This is a genomic window from Brachybacterium sp. GU-2 (genome assembly GCF_030866705.2).
Lineage (GTDB): Bacteria > Actinomycetota > Actinomycetes > Actinomycetales > Dermabacteraceae > Brachybacterium > Brachybacterium conglomeratum.
On record NZ_CP133037.2, the window covers coordinates 1285644 to 1304642 of the forward strand.

Genomic DNA, 18999 nt, shown 5'->3' on the forward strand with positions numbered 1-18999 from the left:
TCATGGCGGCATCAGATGGTGCATGTGCCCGACCGTGCCGCCACGGACCCGCTCAGGCCATCGGCCGCTCGGCTCGGGAAGCGGGGAAGGCCGTGGCGCGAGAGCGCTCACAGTGCTGACGCCTGCGTTGCACGGGGGCGCAGACCTGGAACAATGACCCCCATGACCGACACCGCATCGCGCCCTGACGCCCAGACCTCGATCCCCGATCGCCCCTCCCTCGAGGGCCTCGAGGAGAAGTGGGACGGCGTATGGAGCGAGCAGCAGCTCTACGCCTTCGACGAGGACACCACCCGTGACCAGGTGTTCAGCGTCGACACCCCGCCGCCCACGGCCTCGGGCTCGCTGCACATCGGCCACGTCTTCGGCTACTCGCAGGCCGACATGATCGTGCGCTACCAGCGCATGCGCGGGAAGAACTGCTTCTACCCGCTGGGCTGGGACGACAACGGCCTGCCCACCGAGCGCCGCGCCCAGAACTACTACGGGGTGCGCTGCGATCCCTCGCTGCCCTACGACCCGGACTTCACGCCCCCGATGGAGGGCGGCTCGAACAAGTCCTCCAAGGCCGCGAACCAGGTCCCGATCTCCCGTCGCAACTTCATCGAGCTGTGCGAGAAGCTGACCACGATGGACGAGAAGTCCTTCGAGGAGGTCTTCCGCACCCTGGGTCTGTCGGTGGACTGGAACCACAGCTACCAGACGATCGACGCCCACTCCCGCGCCACCTCTCAGCGCGCCTTCCTCGAGAACCTCGAGGCCGGGCAGGCGTACCAGTCCGAGGCCCCCACCATGTGGGACGTCACCTATCGCACCGCCGTCGCGCAGGCCGAGCAGGAGGACCGCGACCGCGAGGGCGCCTACCACCGCATCGGCTTCACGAAGACCGACGGCACCGGCGAGAAGGTCTTCATCGAGACCACCCGCCCCGAGCTGCTCCCCGCCTGCGTGGCCCTGGTCGCCCACCCCGACGACGAGCGCTACCAGGACCTGTTCGGCACCACCGTCACCTCTCCCCTGTTCGGCGTGGAGGTGCCCGTGAAGGCGCACCCGCTGGCCCAGGCGGACAAGGGTGCCGGCATCGCGATGATCTGCACCTTCGGTGACTCCACCGACGTGATCTGGTGGCGCGAGCTGGAGCTGCCCACCCGCTCCGTCGTCGGCCGCGACGGCCGCTTCCTGCCCGAGGCGCCGTGGATCACCACCGCCGAGGGCCAGGCCGCCTACGCCGAGCTCGCGGGCCTGACCGTGTTCAGCGCGCAGAAGCGCGTGGTCGAGATGGTCACCGAGTCGGGCGATCTCGTCGGCGAGCCGAAGAAGATCTCCCACCCGGTGAAGTTCTACGAGAACGGCGACAAGCCGCTCGAGTTCGTCACCTCCCGCCAGTGGTACCTCACCAACGGCGGCCGTGACTCCTCCGAGGGCGGGCTGCGCGACGAGCTGATCGCCCGCGGCGAGGAGCTGACCTGGCATCCCGCGTACATGGAGTCCCGTTACCGCAACTGGGTCGAGGGCCTGGCCGGCGACTGGCTGATCTCCCGCCAGCGCTTCTACGGGGTGCCCTTCCCGGTCTGGTACGCCGTGGGCACCGACGGCGAGACCGACTACGACACGGTGCTCACCCCGTCCGTCGACGAGCTCCCGATCGATCCGACGATCGATGTGCCGGCCGGCTTCACCGAGGAGCAGCGCGGCCAGGCCGGTGGCTTCGTCGCCGACCCCGACATCCTCGACACCTGGGCGACCTCGTCGCTGACCCCGCAGCTCGCGGGCGGCTGGAACTCGGACGACGGGGAGGACGGGCTGTTCTCCAAGGTCTTCCCGATGGACCTGCGCCCGCAGGGCCACGACATCATCCGCACCTGGCTGTTCTCCACGGTCGTGCGCTCCCACCTGCAGCAGGACGCGCTGCCGTGGAAGCACGCCTCGATCAACGGCTGGATCCTGGACCCCGACCGCAAGAAGATGTCGAAGTCCAAGGGCAACGTGGTCACCCCGATCGGCCTGCTGCAACAGCACGGCTCGGACGGCGTGCGCTACTGGGCGGGCCGGGCGCGTCAGGGCGTGGACACCGCCTTCGACGAGGGGCAGATGAAGATCGGCCGACGCCTCGCGATCAAGATCCTCAACGCCTCGAAGTTCGCGCTCGGCTTCGGCGAGGCTCCCGCGGACCCGGCGGGCCGTCTCGCCGCGGATCCGTCGGCGGTCACCGATCCGCTGGACCGGGCGCTGCTCGCGCAGCTCGCGAACGTGGTCGACCAGGCCACCACCGCGAACGAGGACATGGACTACGCCCGTGCCCTCGAGGCCGTCGAGCCGTTCTTCTGGGCGTTCTGCGACGACTACATCGAGCTGGTCAAGGAGCGCGCCCACGGCAACTCCCCGGCCGGCGAGGCCGGTGCCGCCTCCGCGCGGGCGGCGCTCGCGATCGCGCTCGAGGTGCTGCTGCGCCTGTTCGCGCCGGTGATCGTGTTCGCGACCGAGGAGGTCTGGTCGTGGTGGCGCGGCGGCTCCGTGCACACCCAGCCCTGGCCGGAGTCCGCGCCGCTGCGCGAGGCCGCCCAGGGCCAGGACTCCGCGCTCGTGGACTCCGTCGCCCAGGCCGCGATCGTGGTGCGGCGCATCAAGTCCGACGCGAAGGTCTCCCAGAAGACCCCGATCCTCGCCGTGACCGTCGAGGCTCCCGAGGCGGCGCTCGCTCACCTCGAGGCCGCCGCGGCGGACCTCACGGCGCTCGGCCGGATCGAGAAGCTCGAGCTGGTCGCCGGGGCGGGCGAGGAGATCACCACCCGCGACGTCGAGCTGGGAGAGCCGCCGGTCAAGCAGCCGCGCAACCAGGGCTGAGCCCGGACGACAGGGACCCGATGATGCCCACGACCGTCCGCGCCGGCTCGAGCTCCTCGCTCATGTGGGCCGGCGCGGGCGTCGTCTTCGTCGGCGTGATGACGACGCTCGACGCCGTGGCGCTGGTCGTGCAGGGCGAGTTGCTCGGCGCCGTGCTGACGGTGCTGTTCGGGCTGCTGGTGATCGCCGCCGGGGCGGCCCTGTTCCTGCTGGCGCGCCGCGCCTCGGCGCGCGTGGACCACCGCGGTGTCACCTGGTCCACGATGCTGGGGGCGCGAGGCTTCGTGCCGTGGGAGCAGATCCATCACGTCTCGGTGCCGGGGATGGGCGAACCCGGCGATGCGGTGCTCCTGTGGCTCCATGACGGCTCGGTGGTCCCGGTCGCACCTCTGCGGAAGACGCAGAGCGCCGACGACTGCACGGGCCCGCACCCGTGGTACCTGAGAGCGGGGTCCACCGTGGTCCGGGCGCACCAGCAGTGGCTCGCCGCGCATGCCGCACGAGGGCGCGCCGGAGGAGGGCACGGGCTGTCATGAGCAGGTGCCGCGCGTACCGTTCCGGGGTCAACCGGATGTTCCTGTGGATGGGTGTGGCCCTCGTCGTCGTCGCGGTGCTGCTCTTCGGCGTGGTGCCGGTGCTCGGCTGGGCCCTCACACGCAGCCCTTCCCTGCTCGGGATGCTGTTGGGCCTGCCTCTGTTCGGCCTCGCCGGAGCGGTGATGGCACTGGTCGGGGCGCGGCGCCGCGTGCTCGTCGGCCCCGACCGGGTGACCTGGTACGGGGTGCTCGGGGCCCCGAGCGTCGTCCTGTTCTCGGAGGTCGCCCACGTCGAGGTGCCCTCGGGGCGCCGGGGCCCCCGCGCCGTCGCGCTGCATCGCCGCGACGGCAGGGTGCAGGTGATCGGCGCGCTGGCCATGTCCTCGGGAGAGGGCGGAAACAGCGCGGACGGAGCCTACCTGGAGGCGGCGAGCGACCTCGTCGCCTCGCATGCCCGGTGGTGGACGCAGGCCCGGGGCCCTCAGCAGGGCTGGACGCCGGGACGACGCTGACCCGCCGCGGCTGACCGCCGGCGCTCGGTGCTGGGTGCGACGGCGATCCGGCCGACGGCGACGCTGCTCAGAACGGCCACTTGTCGGAGACGTAGTCAGTGGCCCCCTGGAACGCTCCGGAGGCGTCGCCGATCGCGTCGTCGATGTCGTAGTCGCCGGGGGTGAAGGTGTTCACGATCTGGTCGGGATGGACCGCCACGGTGGTGGAGCCGCCGAGTCCGAGATCCTTCGCGATCGATCCGGCGAGGCTGACGGAGATCTCGTCGGTGGAGATCGTCTGCCCCGCGCCCGCCCCGACCCCGTAGCCGACCTTCTCGCTGATCGAGGTCGAGCCCGAGAACCAACCGCCGGGCGCGGTCGCCTCGAAGGTCTGGGTCGCCTGCGCCCCGGCGAAGGCCCGGGCGTCGAAGCCCTGGCTGAAGCCGTTGACCTGACCGTCCTCGTTGCGCGTGACGTGCGAGTACGCGTTCGCGCTGGCGTTCGCCCCGGCGTACAGGTCCTGCCTGATGGTCCCCGAATTGCCGAGCGGGCCGTCGACGGTGGCGTACTGCGAGGAATAGGCGCCGAGCCCGGCGCGGGCTCCGGCGGCGAGGCCGTCCGGTCCGACGGTGCCTCCGGCCTCCGCGTAGCCCTCCGCGCCCACCCGGGCGCCGGCCTGGATCCCGGTCCCGAGAGGCCCTTCGAGGCGGTCGTCGATGCCGATCTCCGCGCTCCCCCGCCCGCCGAGGGTCCCGGTCACGTTGCCGTACGGATCGGTGGTGACGTTGGTGCCGAGGCTGTAGTCGTATCCCGCGTACACGTCGAGGAATCCGAAGCTCTCGTCGATCTCGCGCCCGTCCCACAGCGAGTCGCCGCCGGTGATCTGCTCGCCGATCGGTCGGTCGTCCCCGTACTTCGCGCCGCGCGAGGTGAAGCCGGGATCGCCGAAGAACTCCTGAGGCCCGTCGCCGTCGCCGCCGGTGAACCAGTCCTCGAGGTCCTTGCGGAGGTGGTCGATGACGCCCGGGGTGAGGGGCAGTCCGGGGATCGGCGCGGGCAGCGGCATCAGCGGGCCCGGGAAGGGCATCGGGAACAGGTCACGCAGGACGTCCGGCAGTCCGTCCCCGTCCCCGGCGGAGGCCTCGTCCTGCTCCTCGGCGTGGCGGCGGATCTCCTCGCCGCGGCCCTGCAGGTCCTCGGCCTTCGCGCGCAGGCCGGGCGCGATCACCCCGTGCCAGAGGGCGCGGAACGCCATCGCGTCCGGTCCCATCCACGGCACGGAGTCGATGAGCCTCGTCGCGGCGTCGGTGATCTCGTCGACCGTCCGCGATCCCTGCTCGAAGGCGGTCCCCTGCTGCCGCATCTGCTCCGTGTCGCCGCCCTGGAAGCCTGCCAACATCTCTCCCCCGAAGTCCTCGTCGTGCGACGGGATCGTGTCCGGTCCCGCCCCGCCCCTCTGCTTCTGTCGGCCGAGCCGGGCACGGCGACGCAGCTCAGCCTAGGCAGACCGTACTGCGCCGACCATGGGGAGTACTCCCCATCGACGGATCCGCGGGCTCCGCCGAGCTGCCGCGACGACGAGCGAGGACGATGACCGCGCTGATCTCGAGACACCGCGCTAGGGTGAGCGGGCCGCCGTCCTCGACCAGCAGGGAGCTCCGCGTGCAGACCGTGATCCGCAGCGCCGGTGCTCGGGTGAACTTCGTCGTCGGCCCCATGGTGGTTCTGATCGGCGTGGCCGCTCTGCTCGCCGGGGTCGTCCTGTCGATCGTGATGGAGACGGCCTGGTTCATGATGTTCCTGATCCCGGCGGCGATGGGGATCGGCGCCGGACTGTTCCTCCTCCGCGGCGCCCGCAGGTCACGCCTGCAGATCGACCCGGAGGGCTTCACCTGGTGCGGGTTCGTCGGCGCGGAGCAGTCGCTGCGCTGGCAGGAGATCCACCAGCTGCTGCCGCCCCCGCCCACGAGTCGACGGGTGGTCGCGATCGCGCAGCTGCGCGACGGCCGCCAGGTCGAGGTGCGGGCCCTGTGGGAGTCGCCGACCTCGCCGGCCGTGCTGCTCGGTCGCCCGGACCACAGCCGCGCCCAGAACGCCCTGCTCGGCGCGCACCGCGCCTGGATCGCCGGCCACCGCTGAGGCCCTCGGCACGTCGGCGCCCGCCCCGAGCAGTCGGCGCACGCCCCGGGACGATGCCGGGGACAGCGGTGTGTCAGGACGCTCCGCGGACCGTGCTCAGCGCACGATCTCCCGGTGCCCGGCGTCCACGCGACGGGTCCAGCCGCGGCCGTCGAGATGCTCGAGCAGCGGGATCGCGACACGGCGCGTCGTCCCCAGCGCCTGGCGGGCCTCGCTGGTGGTGAAGGGCTGCTCGAGCCGGGCCAGCTCCCGCATCGCGAGCGCGGGCGCGGTGGGCAGCAGCACGACCTCGTCGGGCAGTCGCAGCAGCCGTCCCTGCGCCGCGGCGGCGGCGAGCTCGCGGGCACCGAGGCGGAGTGCGGCGAGGTCCTCGGCCTCCGGGGCGCGGAAGGGAGTCTCGGCGAGCCGCCGTTCGAGCTGCGCGACCCCGGCCTCGGCGGCGCCGAGGCCTGCGGCTGCGGAGGGGTCCTTCACCCGGCCGGCCTCGAGCGTGAGGCCGGCGGCCGCCACGACCGCGTCGAGCAGCTCCGAGGCGGGCAGCGCCAGCGCATCGGCGGCGGCCTTGCGGGGCAGGCCTGCGGAGAGCGGATCGACGCGGACGGCCTCGGCGACGAGGACGGTCAGCCTCTCCCGCCAGTCGGCGAGCGCCCGAGCGTCGACGAGCTGCTCGCCGCGGCGCTCCACCCCGTCGGGCAGCTCCTCGGGGACGGCGAGGCCGTAGCGGCGCAGCACCTGCTCGCTCACGGCGCCGCGGCGTGCGACCTCCCCGGCGAGGTCTCCGCCCGCGGGCATCGCCTCGAGCACGGCCAGGCGCCGGCGGCCGTCGCCGCGCCGCGCCAGTGCGGGCGGGTCGACGTCGAGGACGCGCACCCCGGTGCGCACGGCGTGGCTGCCGCTGCCGCGCAGCACGAGCGCATCGCCGACGGCCAGCGGCAGCGGGCGATCAAGGGTGAGCCGGGCATGCTCCTCGCCGAAAGGGCGCACCCGCGCGGTGACCTGGGCTGTACCCCCGTGCGCGATCAGCTCGCCCGGGGCGCCCGCGAGGTCCTCGCCGGTGGTGCGGCGCACGTCGACCTGGGTGCTGAGGTGCCACGCTCCGGGGGTGATCAGCGCGTCGCCGCGACCGACGTGCTCCGCGTCGACGCCGCGGAGGTTCACCGCGGCGCGGCTGACGGGGCCGAGCTCGGCGAGCTGTCCGCCGCGGGACTGTAGACCGCGGACCTGCACCTCGGTCCCCTCGTCCCCGGGCTCCGCACCGCCGTGCGTGCCGATCAGCACCAGCCGGTCCTCGCGGTGCAGGGTGCCCGCGGCGAGGGTCCCGGTGATCACGGTGCCGGCGCCCGAGACGGTGAAGGCGCGGTCCACCCACAGCCGCACCCGCTGCCCGGGGTCGGGCCGGCGTGCGGCGGCGACGAGCTCGTCGAGCTGCGCGCGCAGCGCGTCCATCCCCTCCCCGGTCACGGCAGAGATCGCGAGGGCGGGCGCGTCGGCGAGTCCGGTGCCGGTGAGCTCCGTGCGGGCCTGGGCGATGACCTCCGGGACCCTGTCGGGGGCGAGGTCGGCGCGGGTGATCACGAGCAGGCCCTGGTCGATGCCGAGGGCGGCGACGGCGTCGCGATGGTCGCTGGACTGGGCCTGCCAGCCCTCGTCGGCCGCGACGACGAAGCAGACGATGGGGGCGGGACCGATGCCGGCGAGCATGTTGCCGAGGAACCGCTCGTGGCCGGGCACGTCGACGAAGGAGACGTCCTGGCCGGAGGGCAGGACCGTCCAGGCGAAGCCGAGGTCGATCGTGAGGCCGCGCCGCTTCTCCTCGGCGAGGCGATCCGGCTCGATGCCGGTCAGTGCACGGATCAGAGTGGACTTGCCGTGGTCGACGTGCCCGGCGGTGGCGATGACCTGCATCATCGCTCAGGATCCTGCGCGGAGGCGCGAGCGGAGGCGTCCTCGGGGCGACGGCGGTCGTCGCGGACGCGCAGCCGCTCCCTCGCCGCGGCGACGGCGCCGACCAGCGTGTCCTCGTCCTCGGCGGGCACGCAGCGCAGGTCCAGCAGGCACGCGCCGCCCTGGACGGTGCCGACGACGGCCGGGTCCCCGGTGCGGAGCTCCGCGGCGAGCTCCTCCTCGAGCGCGATCGCCCAGCCGGGCAGCGGCACCTCGGCCCCTCCCCCGCCGCCGACGCGGCCGTCGTGGGCGACCGTCGTGCCGGCGAGCCGGGCGGCGAGCGCGTCGGTCCGCTCCCGCAGCGTGTCCGGGTCCGTGCGCAGCGTCGCGAGGACCGGCGCGACGGGGCCGGTGAGGGTCGCCTCGATCGCAGCGAGCGCAAGCTTGTCGGCGCGGACCGCACGGGCCAGCGGGTGGCGGGCGAGGCGCGCGATCACCTCGCGTCGGCCCAGCAGGATCCCGGCCTGCGGGCCGCCGAGGAGCTTGTCGCCGCTGGTGATGACCGCATCGGCGCCCGCGGCGAGGGCCGTGGCGGCATCGGGCTCGTCGGGCAGTGCGGGCTCGGGGCGCATCAGTCCCGAGCCGAGATCGGCGATCAGCGGCAGTCCGTGCTCGTGCGCGAGCGCGGCGAGCTCGGCGATCCCGACCTCGCTGGTGAAGCCCTCGATGCGGTAGTTGCTGGTGTGGACCTTGAGGATCGCGCCGACGGACGCTGGGCCTGCGGTCCGCGCGTCGGCGCCCGGTCCCGGGGCGGCGGCGCCCTGCTCCCCGCCGGTCCCGGCCGTGAGCGCGTCGCGGTAGTCGCTCGCATGGGTGCGATTGGTGGTGCCGACCTCCCGCACCCGTGCCCCGGTGGAGGCGACGAGCTCCGCGAGCCGGAACCCGGCCCCGATCTCGACGAGCTCCCCGCGGCTCCACAGCACCTCGCGGCCCGCGGCGAGCGCGGTCGTGGCCAGCAGCAGGGCGGCCGCGCCGTTGTTGACCACGAGCGCGTCCTCCGCCGCGGGGCAGGCGGCGAGCAGCGCGGCCCGGGCGCCGGCGCCGCGGCGGGAGCGGGCGCCGGTGGCGAGGTCGAACTCGACGTCGGTGTACCCGGCGGCGTCCTGGACCGCCTGCCGGGCCGCTGCCGAGAGCGGGGCCCGGCCGAGGTTCGTGTGGACGATGACGCCGGTCGCGTTCAGCACGGGGCGCAACGTGGAGGCGCTGTGCTCCCCGAGGGAGGCGAGCACCGCGGCGATCACGTCCTCCGGGGCGATCTCGCCGCGGCGGGCCCGGTCCTGGGCCGCGCGGACCAGGTCGTGCACCACGCGCTCCCCCATCGCGCCGCTCGCCGCGGCGACCTCGGGCAGGGCGAGCAGGCGATCCGTGCGCGGGATCCGCCGACGCGGGTCCTCCGCGCCGAGGCCTGCCGTGCCGGGGCCCTTCGCGTCGTGGCCGATGGCGCCGTGGCCTCCCCGGCCCGGGGTCGTCGTGCCCTCGGCGTCGCTCGGGGACTGGGGCACGGGACCTCCTGCGCACGGGATCGGAGCGTCCGCGCGGCGGCGGACGGCAGTATTGGCGGAGGCGGACGGGAATCGAACCCGCCAGACCGAGATGCTCGGTCTCACCAGTTTTGAAGACTGGGGCGCCCACCAGGACACGTACGCCTCCGCGGGCGAGGATATCACCGCCGGACCTGGGACGACGCTCGCCCTCCCCAGGCGGCCCGGGCTAGGGTCGGGCCATGAGCGACTCCCCCATCCAGCCCCTGGCCCGCCCCGAGATCCGTCTGACCACGATGGCGCACGGAGGCGGCTGCGCCTCGAAGATCCCGCCGGGCGAGCTCGAGGAGGTCGTCTCCTCCCTCGCCGGGCAGCAGTACGACCAGGTGATCGTGGGCCTGGACGACGGGGACGACGCCGCCGCCGTGCGGATCGGCGGGCCCGACGGCGACACGGCGGTGCTCTCCACCGCGGACTTCTTCACCCCCGTGGTCGACGACGCCCACGACTGGGGCCGGATCGCGGCCGCGAACGCGCTCAGCGACATCTACGCGATGGGCGGCGATCCCGTGGTCGCGATCAATCTCGTCGGCTGGCCCCGCGAGGTCCTGCCCTACGAGCTGCTGCAGGAGGTGCTCGCCGGCGGTCTCGCGATCGCGACGGAGGCCGGGGTGCCGGTGATCGGCGGGCACTCGGTCGACGATCCCGAGCCCAAGTACGGCATGGCCGTCACCGGCACCGCCCGCCCGGACCGTCTGCTGCGCAACGACGCCGCGGAGGCCGGCCTGCCGATCACGCTGACCAAGCCGCTCGGCGTGGGTGTGCTGAACAACCGCATGAAGTCCACCGGCGAGGTCTCCGCCGCCGCGATCGAGGTGATGACGACCCTGAACCGGGACGCCTCGAAGGCGGCTCTGGCCGCCGGGGCGAAGGCCGCGACCGACGTGACGGGCTTCGGCCTGCTGGGCCACCTGTACAAGATGGGCCGCGCCTCTGGTGTCGGCATGGTCCTGGACCGAGCGACGGTGCCGCTGGTCGAGGGCGCGGCGGAGGCGCTGCGGGACGGGTTCGTCTCCGGCGGGACGCGGCGGAACCTCGAGTGGGTGCGCCACGCGGTCCAGGCCGGCCCCGGCATCGACGAGGACGATCTGCTGCTGCTCGCCGACGCGCAGACCTCGGGCGGCCTGCTGGTGATCGGCGAGGTGCCCGGCTATCCGGTGATCGGCGAGACCGTCGCGGGAGAGGGCATCCAGGTCCGTTGACCGCGCCCCTGCTCCTCGCCTCAGCGCAGCCGACGTCCGCGCAGGGAGCGTCTCAGAGCGTGCCCCGTCCCGTCTCCCCGGCGTCCACGGAGCCGGGCTCCGTGGCCTCGGGCCGCTGAGGACCCGGACCCGTCTGCTCCGGGTCCTCCCCCGGGCGGGTGCCTGCCACGGGGGCGGTGGTGATCGAGTCGCCGACGATGCCCGCGGCGCGCCGCCGTTCCAGGCGCTCGCGCTGGGGCTCGACGACGCGGCGCGGATCCTTGACGGACTCCAGCCCGGCCTCGAGCACGCCGAAGCGGGTCAGGGCGGAGGCGCCGAGCAGCGCCAGGCCGCTGAGCACCGCGAGCGGACGGGAACGACCACCCAGGAGAGCCGCGACGCCGCCTGTGACCGCGAGCCCCTCGGAGAGCTTCAGCATCCTCCCCGGCCGGCCCGTCTCGAGCGGCTCCGCCTCGAGCTCGTGCATCTGGTCCTTCATGACGTGCATGCCCACCACATCCCCGAGCACCCCGGCAGCGGCGAGCACGCGTGCCGGTCCCGTCTCCCGGGTGGGGGTGAGGACCAACGCGGCACCCGTGGAGGCCATCGTCGCCGAGGAGACGAAGACGTATGCCAGGGACTTGCGCGTCGCGGCCCATGTGGGAACCGCCGTGTCGCCGAGGAGCGCGGCGGTGTACGCGGCGAGCGGTCCGCCGAGCGCCGCCGCACCGACCGCACCGGCCCCTTCCAGCGCCCGCAGCACAGGACGCAGGGCGCGAGGGGCGATCCGCCCGCCCGTCATGCGGTCCAGCTCGCCGGCCGCCGCGAGACCCGCGGACAGGCTGAAGCCGCTGAGCAACCAGGTGCCCACGCTCATGGGCGAGGTCGGCTTGAACACGCGCAGCATGTGGAGGAACCGCTCGGGGCGCCCGAGGTCGAGGACGAGCGCGGGCAGGCCCGCGCTGACGGCACCGAGGGCGACGAACCGGGCGTTGCGGCGCAGGAGCGGGCGGTCGGTAAGCGCGGCCCCGCCGGCCAGCACCGAGGAGCCGCCGGCGAGCCCCCCGACGAAGAGGTACAGGCCGATCGGCCACTCCCAGGGCGGAGCCTTGACGACCGCGCGACCGTAGTAGTTCTCGAACTCGACGTCCGCGACCATCGACATCTCGCGCGCGCCCTCGCCGCCTCCGGCGCCCTCCGCGCGGCGTCGGCCGGTTCCTCGGCGGCGTCGCCGACCTCCCCGCGCAGGCTCCGGCGGCCGGTAGTCGTCGTACTCCGAATGAGCTGCGTGGGTCATCGGCGGCCTCCGAGGAAGGCGAGGGCGGTCGCCGCGACCATCCCGAGCGCTGCGATGCCGGCCGTGCGGTACATCTGCGGCAGGTCCTTGGTGGGCACCTGCGGATCCGGCGGCAGACCGTAGACCTCGGGCTCGTCGAGAAGGAGGAAGACCGAGCCGATGCCGCCCACGCCGTCCGCGGGATTCGCACCGTAGAGACGGGCGTCGGTCATGCCCTGCGCATGCAGCTGCTGCACCCGCTCCTCGGCCGAGCCGACCAAGTCCTCGTGGTCGCCGAACTTGATGGAGGTGGTCGGGCAGGTCTTCGCGCATGCGGGGGTCTCCCCCACCACGAGCCGGTCGTAGCACAGGGTGCACTTGTTGGCCGTGCCGGCGTGGGGCACCTCCTGCTCGAGAGCATCGCCGCTCGAGGTCGAGGCGGTCACGGTGCCGTCGTCGCGACGCTCGATCACGCCGAAGGGACACGCTCCTACGCAGGTGCCGCACCCGTTGCACACGTCGGCCTGCACCACCACCGAGCCGAACTCGGTGCGGTACAGGGCGCCGGTCGGGCACACGTCCATGCATCCCGCGTTGGTGCAGTGCTTGCACACGTCCGAGGACATCAGCCAGCGGAACTGCGGGGTGTCCGGCGGTGTCCTGTCCACGCCCGTGAGGTCCTCGTCCGGGCGCCCGCCGGGCGCGGCGGCGCCCGAGCGCGGGCCGATCGACGGCATCCCCAGACTCACCAGACGTCGGCCCGACTCGCGGGCCTGCTCGATGCGCTCGGCATCCTGCTCGACGAAGGCGACGTGGCGCCAGGTGTTGGCCCCGAGCGCGCCGGTGTTGTCGAACGAGGAGCCGAGCAGCTCCAGATCGCCGTCCGCCGGATTGCGGTTCCACTCCTTGCAGGCGACCTCGCAGGCCTTGCAGCCGATGCAGATCGACGTGTCCGTGAAGAAGCCCTTGCGGGAATGCTCGTGCTCCCAGCCCGACTCGGCGACGGGTCGGTGCGACTCGGTCAGCGGGGCCATCAGTTCTCCTCTCGGGTGGCGGAATCCTCGGACCCCCCGTGCGGGTCGAGGTTCTCCTCGGACTGCTTGTGGGCCAGGGCGGCATCGAGCTCGCCGCCATGGGGAGCGATCCCCTGCTTCTCCCGGAGCGACTCCTCAGCGGTGCCGTCCACCAGCTCGGGCACGGTGATCTTCTCGTCGCCCGTCTCGGGTCCGATGCCGGCCTGCCGCTGCAGCTCGTCCACCAGCTCTCGGCGCGCCTTCCCCCGGGGCCGTCGGCCCGGTCTGAGCGTGCACGCGATCACCTTGGAGTTCTGGATCTGGGTGTTCGCGTCGAGGTTCGTGCCGATGAGGTCGTTGACCGCGTCGCCGCTGACCACCGCGTTCGTGCCCTCGCCGAAGTGGTACGGCAGCCCGATCTGGTGCACCGTGCGCCCACCGGCCTGCAGCGGCGTCATCCGGCGTGTGACCAGCACCCGGGCCTCGATCGCCGACCGAGGGGTGATGATGGTGGCCCAGCCGTAGGGCTCCAGGCCCACCTCCTCGGCGAGCTGCGGCGAGACCTCGCAGAACAGCTCGGGCTGGAGCTCGGACAGATAGGGCAGGAACCTGCTCATGCCGCCCGCGGTGTGATGCTCGGTGAGGCGGTACGTGGTGAACACGTACGGGTACACCGCCGCCTGGCTCTCGCTGCCGGAGACCCCCGGTGCGTTCATATTGCCCCGGTCCGAGAAGGACACGCGGGTGGGGTTGGACTGCTGCGTGTAGAGAGGGTTCGGGATCGTGGACTCGACGGGCTCGTAGTGGGTGGGGAGCGGACCGTCCACCATGCCCGAGGGAGCGAACAGCCATCCGCGCCCGTCGGCCTGCATGATGAACGCATCGGTGCCGGCCAGAGCGGCACCGCCGCCCTGTTCCGGGTCGCCCTCGTCGTGCGGGTCCTTCGTGGCCGGGAAATCGGGGACGTCCTTGCCTGTCCACGAGCCCTTCTCCGCGTCCCACCAGATGTACTTCTTGCGCTCGCTCCAGGGGTTGCCGTCGGCGTCCGCGGAAGCGCGGTTGTACAGCATCCGGCGGTTGAGCGGCCAGGCCCACGCCCACTCCGCGGCGGTCGCGTCCTGCTCGTGCCCGGGCCGGCGACGACGGGCCTGGTTCACGCCGTCCGCGAAGACGCCGGTGTAGATCCAGCAACCGCCGGCCGTGGACCCGTCGGCGGCCATCTGGAGGTAGCTGCTGAGCGGCTGCCCGTCCTCCTCCCCACCGACGCGGTAGCCGTTGATCTCCTTGAGCACCGACTCTGGGTCCGGCTCGCCGTGCTCGTCCACCGGGTAGTCCCAGGTGAGGTCGAGCAGGGGTCGATCCCTCGGGTCCGTGGAGTCGGCGAGCTTCGCCCGGATCCGCTGACCGAGCTCGTGCATGAACTGCAGCTCGCTGACGCAGTCGCCCGGAGGGGTGACGGCCTGGTCCCGCCACTGGACCAGGCGCTGGGTCTGGGTGAAGGAACCGGACTTCTCGGTGTGGTTCGCCGCGGGCATGAAGAAGACCTCGGTGGCGATGTCCTCGGTCCGCAGCTCGCCCGAGTCGATCTCCGGCCCTTCCTTCCACCAGGTCGCGGACTCGATCATGTAGAAGTCCCGCACGACCATCCATTTCAGGTGGGACATGGCCAGGCGCTGCATGCGCCCGTTCGCCGAACCCACCGCGGGGTTCTGGCCCAGCAGGAAGTAGCCGTCGACACCGTCCTCCAGCATGAGCTCCATGGTCTGGTAGGTGCCGTGGGCGCCGGTCAGCCGGGGGAGGTAATCGAAGGCCCAGTCGTTGCCCTTCGTCGCGGAGTCGCCCCACCAGGCCTTGAGCAGGTTGACCGCGTACGTCTCGGAATCCGCCCAGTAGCCCTTCTGCGACTTCTGACCGATGGAGTCGACGTACTCCCGGAAGGAACCGTGCGTCCCGGCCTTCGGCATCGGGAGGTAGCCGGGCAAAAGGTTGAACAGGGTGGGGATGTCCGTGGAGCCCTGGATCGTGGCATGGCCGCGCAGCGCCATGATGCCGCCGCCCGGGCGCCCCATGTTGCCCAGCAGCAGCTGGAGCACGCCGGCGGCGCGGATGAACTGCGCACCGCCCACGTGCTGCGTCCATCCTACGGCGTAGGCGAAGCAGGTCGTGCGCTCGGGGCCGGAGTTCTCGGCCATCGACTGCGCGAGGTACTCGAAGTCCTCCCGCGAGATGCCGCAGGCCTCCTCCACCATCTCCGGCGTGTATCGGGAGTAATGGCGCTTCACGATCTGGAACACGCAGCGGGGATCCTGGAGGGTCTCGTCGCGCGTGGGGTAGGCGTGCTCGATCGGCGGTCCGCCCGAGCCGTGGGACTCGCCGCTGGACTCACCCGTGTCGTCGCCGCTGCGACGACCGCTCGAGGACGTGTGCTCGCCGCCCTCGTCGTAGATCGGCGCGGTGTCCTGGCCGTCGGACGAGGTGTCGGCGTACTGCCAGGAGTCCGTGTCGTAGGTGCCCTTGTCGGGGTCGAATCCCGAGAAGAGGCCGCCGAGGTCCTCGGCATCGACATAGGTGTCCTTGATCAGCGAGCTCGCGTTCGTGAACGCGCGCACGTAGTCCTCGAACCACAGATCGTGCGTGAGCACGTAGTTGATGATCGCCCCGAGGAGCACGACGTCAGTGCCCGCGCGGATCGGGACGTGCCGGTGGGCGTTCGCGCTGGTGCGCGAGAAGCGCGGGTCCACATGGATGATCCGCGCACCCTTCGCCTTCGCCTCCATGACCCATTGGAAGCCCACGGGGTGGGCCTCGGCCATGTTCGACCCCTGGATCACGATGCAGTCGGCATTGGCCATGTCCTGCAGGTACTGGGTGGCACCGCCACGTCCGAACGAGGTCCCCAGACCGGGGACCGTGGCGGAGTGTCAAATGCGGGCCTGGTTCTCCATCTGCACGGCGCCGGAGGCGGTGAAGAGCTTCTTGGCGAGGTAGTTCTCCTCGTTGTCGATGGTTGCCCCGCCCAGCGAGGCTATGCCCATCGTGCGCCGCAGCGGATTCCCCTCGTCGTCCTCGTCCTGCCAGTGACGGCGGCGCGCCTCGAGGAAGCGGTCCGCGATCATGTCCATCGCGGTGTCGTGATCGAGGTCCTGCCAGTCGGTGGAGTGCGGCGCGCGGTATCGGATCGTCGTGACACGGCGCGGCGAGTTGGCCAGCTGCTCGCTCGCGGCGCCCTTGGGGCACAGTCGTCCCCGGGAGATCGGCGAATCGGGATCGCCTTCGATCTGGATGACCTTGTCATCCTTGGTGTAGATCCGCTGGCCGCAGCCGACGGCGCAGTACGGGCAGACGCTCTGGACGACGCTGTCCGCCTCTGCGGTGCGCGGGGCGGTGGCCCGTGTGGCTCTTGACGTGACCGCGGCACCGCGACCCAGCCTGTCCCCGTCGCGAAGCTGCCGGAGGACCGGCCACTCGAGGAATATTGAGCGGTTCATGCCGACGATGCTAGCAGGTCGGAGTCGGGTCAGGGCCGCTCCGCGCCCTCGTCGCGGATCCGCTCGTGGTGGCGGATCACCTCGGTGACGATGAAGCGCATGAACGCCTCGGCGAAGGTGGGGTCCAGCCCCGCGGCATCGGCGAGGGAGCGCAGGCGCTCGATCTGCTGCTGCTCGCGGTCCGGATCCGCCGGCGGCAGGCCGTGCTCGGCCTTCAGCAGGCCCACGCGCTGGGTGTGGGAGAAGCGCTCGGCGAGCAGGTGCACGAGGGCGGCGTCGATGTTGTCGATGCTGCGCCGCTCCTCGCCCAGCAGCTCCCGGGCCCGGGCGACGTCCGCCTCGCGCGGCGGGCCCGGGTGGCCGGGTGCGCTCATGCGGTGCGCTCCTGCCGGCCGCTGTCGTGCTCGCGGTCCGCGTCCTTGCCGGTGAGCATCAGGGGCGCCCGGCCCTCGGTCACGACGCCCTCGGTGATGACCACCTTGACCACATCGTCCCGGGAGGGGACCTCGAACATGACCGGCTGCAGGGACTCCTCGAGGATGGCGCGCAGGCCGCGCGCGCCGGTCTCCCGCTCGACAGCCTTGTCCGCGATGGCCTCCAGGGCGCTGCGCTCGAAGTCGAGCTCGACGCCGTCCAGTGCGAACATCTTGCGGTACTGCTTCACCAGCGCGTTGCGGGGCTCGGTGAGGATCGTGATCAGCGCCTCCCGGTCGAGGTTCGAGACGCTCGTGATCACCGGCAGGCGGCCGATGAACTCGGGGATCAGGCCGAACTTCAGCAGGTCCTCGGGCAGCAGCTTCGAGTACAGCGCCTCCTGCGCGAGCGGGGAGTGCAGCTCGGAGCCGAAGCCGATCCCGCGCTTGCCGATGCGGGAGCCGATGATGTCCTCGATGCCGGCGAAGGCGCCCGCCACGATGAACAGCACGTTCGTCGTGTCGATCTGGATGAACTCCTGATGGGGGTGCTTGCGCCCGCCCTGCGGCGGCACCGCCGCGACCGTGCCCTCGAGGATCTTCAGCAGCGCCTGCTGCACGCCCTCGCCGGAGACGTCGCGGGTGATCGAGGGGTTCTCGGCCTTGCGGCCGATCTTGTCCACCTCGTCGATGTAGATGATTCCGCGCTCGGCCTTCTTCACGTCGTAGTCCGCGGCCTGCAGGAGCTTCAGCAGGATGTTCTCGACGTCCTCGCCGACGTAGCCGGCCTCGGTCAGCGCGGTGGCGTCCGCCATCGCGAAGGGGACGTCGAGCATCTTGGCGAGGGTCTGGGCGAGGTAGGTCTTGCCACAGCCGGTGGGGCCCACCAGCATGACGTTGGACTTGGAGACCTCGATGTCCTCGTGGTCGTCGCTCGCCTCCTCGGCGAGGCTCGCGGCGGCGCTCTTCGCGTTCGGAGCCGCCTGCGCGGCGTCCTGCGCACGCACGCGCTTGTAGTGGTTGTAGACCGCGACGGCGAGGGCGCGCTTGGCGGGCTCCTGGCCGACCACGTACTCCTCGAGGAAGTCGAAGATCTCACGCGGGGCGGGCAGCGGGGCCTGCTCCTCGGCGGCGGGCTGAGCGGCCTGGATCTCCTCGGCGATGATCTCGTTGCACAGCTCGATGCACTCCTCGCAGATGTACACCCCCGGCCCCGAGATCAGTCGCTCGACCTGCTTCTGCGACTTGCCGCAGAAGGAGCACTTGAAAACGTCCCCGTTCTCGCTCGTACGTGCCACAGCTGTCCTCCTCCTCGGCGCTCAGGTTCGCCCAGCCTACCCGCCGCTCCTAGCGTGACCGCGCAGGCTCGCTGTGGGCAGAACGACGGCCCCGCCGCAGCGGGGCCGTCGCGGTCGATCGTCGTGCGGCGGAGCCGTCGCGGCGGTCCGCCGACGCGTCAGCGCCCGAGCGCCGGACGCGGCTCCTTGCGGGAGGTGAGCACCTGGTCGACCAGGCCGTACTCGAGGCCGCCCTGCGCGGTGAGGATCTTGTCGCGCTCGATGTCGGCGCTGACCTGCTCCTTGGTGCGACCCGAGTGGTGGGCGAGAGTCTCCTCGAGCCACTCGCGCATGCGCATGATCTCGTTGGCCTGGATCTCGAGGTCGGAGGCCTGGCCGCCGCCACCCTCGCCGCCCATCGCGGGCTGGTGGATGAGGATGCGGGCGTTCGGAAGCGCGAGGCGCTTGCCGGGCGCGCCGGCCGCGAGCAGCACGGCGGCGGCGGAGGCCGCCTGGCCGAGGCACACGGTGGTGATCTCGGGCTTGATGTACTGCATCGTGTCGTAGATCGCGGTCAGCGCGGTGAACGAGCCGCCGGGGCTGTTGATGTACAGCGTGATGTCGCGGTCCGGGTCCTGGGACTCGAGCACGAGCAGCTGCGCCATCACGTCGTCGGCCGAGGCGTCGTCCACCTGCACGCCGAGGAAGATGATGCGGTCGTCGAAGAGCTTGGTGTAGGGGTCCTGGCGCTTGAAGCCGTAGGGCGTGCGCTCCTCGTACTGGGGCAGCACGTAGCGGGAGGTCGGCATCTGAGCGGCGGCGGCGGGCTGCGCGCCGGCCTGGGCCATGGGCAGCG

Annotated in this window: 13 protein-coding genes, 1 tRNA gene and 1 pseudogene; 5 read left to right on the forward strand and 10 right to left on the reverse strand. The window is 72.2% G+C overall.

Annotated elements, in window-relative coordinates; all coding sequences use genetic code 11:
- The first annotated feature begins 162 nt into the window (after nucleotides 1-162).
- The 3 genes from valS to RBL05_RS05925 are packed head-to-tail and all read left to right on the forward strand — an operon-like array spanning nucleotide 163 to nucleotide 3892.
- A complete protein-coding gene (gene valS / locus RBL05_RS05915; protein WP_308740266.1) occupies nucleotides 163-2844 on the forward strand; it encodes a valine--tRNA ligase in 2682 nt (893 codons plus the stop codon).
- A gap of 23 nt (nucleotides 2845-2867) precedes the next feature.
- Nucleotides 2868-3380: a hypothetical protein gene (locus RBL05_RS05920; RefSeq protein ID WP_308740265.1), complete on the forward strand. Its 513-nt coding sequence runs from the start codon at nucleotides 2868-2870 to the stop codon at nucleotides 3378-3380.
- Nucleotides 3377-3892: a hypothetical protein gene (locus tag RBL05_RS05925; protein WP_308740264.1), complete on the forward strand. Its 516-nt coding sequence runs from the start codon at nucleotides 3377-3379 to the stop codon at nucleotides 3890-3892. The genes RBL05_RS05920 and RBL05_RS05925 overlap by 4 nt, the downstream gene beginning before the upstream one ends.
- A gap of 67 nt (nucleotides 3893-3959) precedes the next feature.
- Here RBL05_RS05925 and RBL05_RS05930 read toward each other — a convergent pair whose 3' ends face one another.
- Entirely contained in the window at nucleotides 3960-5270 is a 1311-nt protein-coding gene (locus tag RBL05_RS05930; RefSeq protein WP_308740263.1) for a hypothetical protein, read from the reverse strand.
- A 263-nt stretch (nucleotides 5271-5533) separates the two neighbouring features.
- Between RBL05_RS05930 and RBL05_RS05935 the strand changes: the two genes are divergently transcribed.
- The gene (locus RBL05_RS05935; protein ID WP_308740262.1) at nucleotides 5534-6010 is read left to right on the forward strand and encodes a hypothetical protein; all 477 of its coding nucleotides are present in this window, start codon (nucleotides 5534-5536) and stop codon (nucleotides 6008-6010) included.
- 96 nt (nucleotides 6011-6106) lie between these two features.
- Here the strand turns inward: RBL05_RS05935 and RBL05_RS05940 are convergent, their stop codons facing one another.
- The 3 genes from RBL05_RS05940 to RBL05_RS05950 form a co-directional block, all read right to left on the reverse strand.
- Nucleotides 6107-7915, reverse strand: coding sequence for a SelB C-terminal domain-containing protein (locus RBL05_RS05940; RefSeq protein WP_308741118.1), 1809 nt, complete (start codon nucleotides 7913-7915; stop codon nucleotides 6107-6109).
- Nucleotides 7915-9393 carry an L-seryl-tRNA(Sec) selenium transferase gene (locus RBL05_RS05945; protein ID WP_308741117.1) on the reverse strand — a complete coding sequence of 493 codons (1479 nt, stop codon included), beginning with the start codon at nucleotides 9391-9393 and terminating at the stop codon, nucleotides 7915-7917. The genes RBL05_RS05940 and RBL05_RS05945 overlap by 1 nt, the downstream gene beginning before the upstream one ends.
- Before the next feature lie 116 nt (nucleotides 9394-9509).
- Nucleotides 9510-9604 (reverse strand) — tRNA-Sec (locus RBL05_RS05950).
- 97 nt (nucleotides 9605-9701) lie between these two features.
- On the opposite strand from RBL05_RS05950, the gene selD reads away from it, so the two are divergent.
- Nucleotides 9702-10697, forward strand: coding sequence for a selenide, water dikinase SelD (gene selD / locus RBL05_RS05955; protein WP_412523790.1), 996 nt, complete (start codon nucleotides 9702-9704; stop codon nucleotides 10695-10697).
- Nucleotides 10698-10749: 52 nt separating this feature from the next.
- On the opposite strand, the gene nrfD is transcribed toward selD, so the two are convergent.
- The 6 genes and pseudogenes from nrfD to RBL05_RS05985 form a co-directional block, all read right to left on the reverse strand.
- Nucleotides 10750-11973, reverse strand: coding sequence for an NrfD/PsrC family molybdoenzyme membrane anchor subunit (nrfD, locus tag RBL05_RS05960; RefSeq protein WP_308740260.1), 1224 nt, complete (start codon nucleotides 11971-11973; stop codon nucleotides 10750-10752).
- A complete protein-coding gene (locus tag RBL05_RS05965) occupies nucleotides 11970-12986 on the reverse strand; it encodes a 4Fe-4S dicluster domain-containing protein (RefSeq protein ID WP_308740259.1) in 1017 nt (338 codons plus the stop codon). Before RBL05_RS05965 ends, nrfD begins: the two co-directional genes overlap by 4 nt.
- A gap of 155 nt (nucleotides 12987-13141) precedes the next feature.
- Nucleotides 13142-16453, reverse strand: a pseudogene (gene fdh / locus RBL05_RS05970) (formate dehydrogenase); the annotation flags it as partial.
- A gap of 29 nt (nucleotides 16454-16482) precedes the next feature.
- Nucleotides 16483-16827, reverse strand: a complete 345-nt coding sequence (locus RBL05_RS05975) for a chorismate mutase (protein ID WP_308740258.1) — start codon at nucleotides 16825-16827, stop codon at nucleotides 16483-16485.
- On the reverse strand, nucleotides 16824-18164 hold the full coding sequence (gene clpX, locus RBL05_RS05980) for an ATP-dependent Clp protease ATP-binding subunit ClpX (RefSeq protein ID WP_308740257.1): 1341 nt from the start codon (nucleotides 18162-18164) through the stop codon (nucleotides 16824-16826). The genes RBL05_RS05975 and clpX overlap by 4 nt, the downstream gene beginning before the upstream one ends.
- A 158-nt stretch (nucleotides 18165-18322) precedes the next feature.
- On the reverse strand, nucleotides 18323-18991 hold the full coding sequence (locus RBL05_RS05985) for an ATP-dependent Clp protease proteolytic subunit (RefSeq protein WP_308741116.1): 669 nt from the start codon (nucleotides 18989-18991) through the stop codon (nucleotides 18323-18325).
- Between the last annotated feature and the right edge of the window lie 8 nt (nucleotides 18992-18999).

Coding starts and splice junctions, on each gene's coding strand:
- valS (WP_308740266.1), top strand. CDS start 163: ATGACCGACACCGCATCGCGCCCTGACGCCCAGACCTCGATCCCCGAT.
- RBL05_RS05920 (WP_308740265.1), top strand. CDS start 2,868: ATGCCCACGACCGTCCGCGCCGGCTCGAGCTCCTCGCTCATGTGGGCC.
- RBL05_RS05925 (WP_308740264.1), top strand. CDS start 3,377: ATGAGCAGGTGCCGCGCGTACCGTTCCGGGGTCAACCGGATGTTCCTG.
- RBL05_RS05930 (WP_308740263.1), bottom strand. CDS start 5,270: ATGTTGGCAGGCTTCCAGGGCGGCGACACGGAGCAGATGCGGCAGCAG.
- RBL05_RS05940 (WP_308741118.1), bottom strand. CDS start 7,915: ATGCAGGTCATCGCCACCGCCGGGCACGTCGACCACGGCAAGTCCACT.
- nrfD (WP_308740260.1), bottom strand. CDS start 11,973: ATGACCCACGCAGCTCATTCGGAGTACGACGACTACCGGCCGCCGGAG.
- RBL05_RS05965 (WP_308740259.1), bottom strand. CDS start 12,986: ATGGCCCCGCTGACCGAGTCGCACCGACCCGTCGCCGAGTCGGGCTGG.
- RBL05_RS05975 (WP_308740258.1), bottom strand. CDS start 16,827: ATGAGCGCACCCGGCCACCCGGGCCCGCCGCGCGAGGCGGACGTCGCC.
- RBL05_RS05985 (WP_308741116.1), bottom strand. CDS start 18,991: ATGGCCCAGGCCGGCGCGCAGCCCGCCGCCGCCGCTCAGATGCCGACC.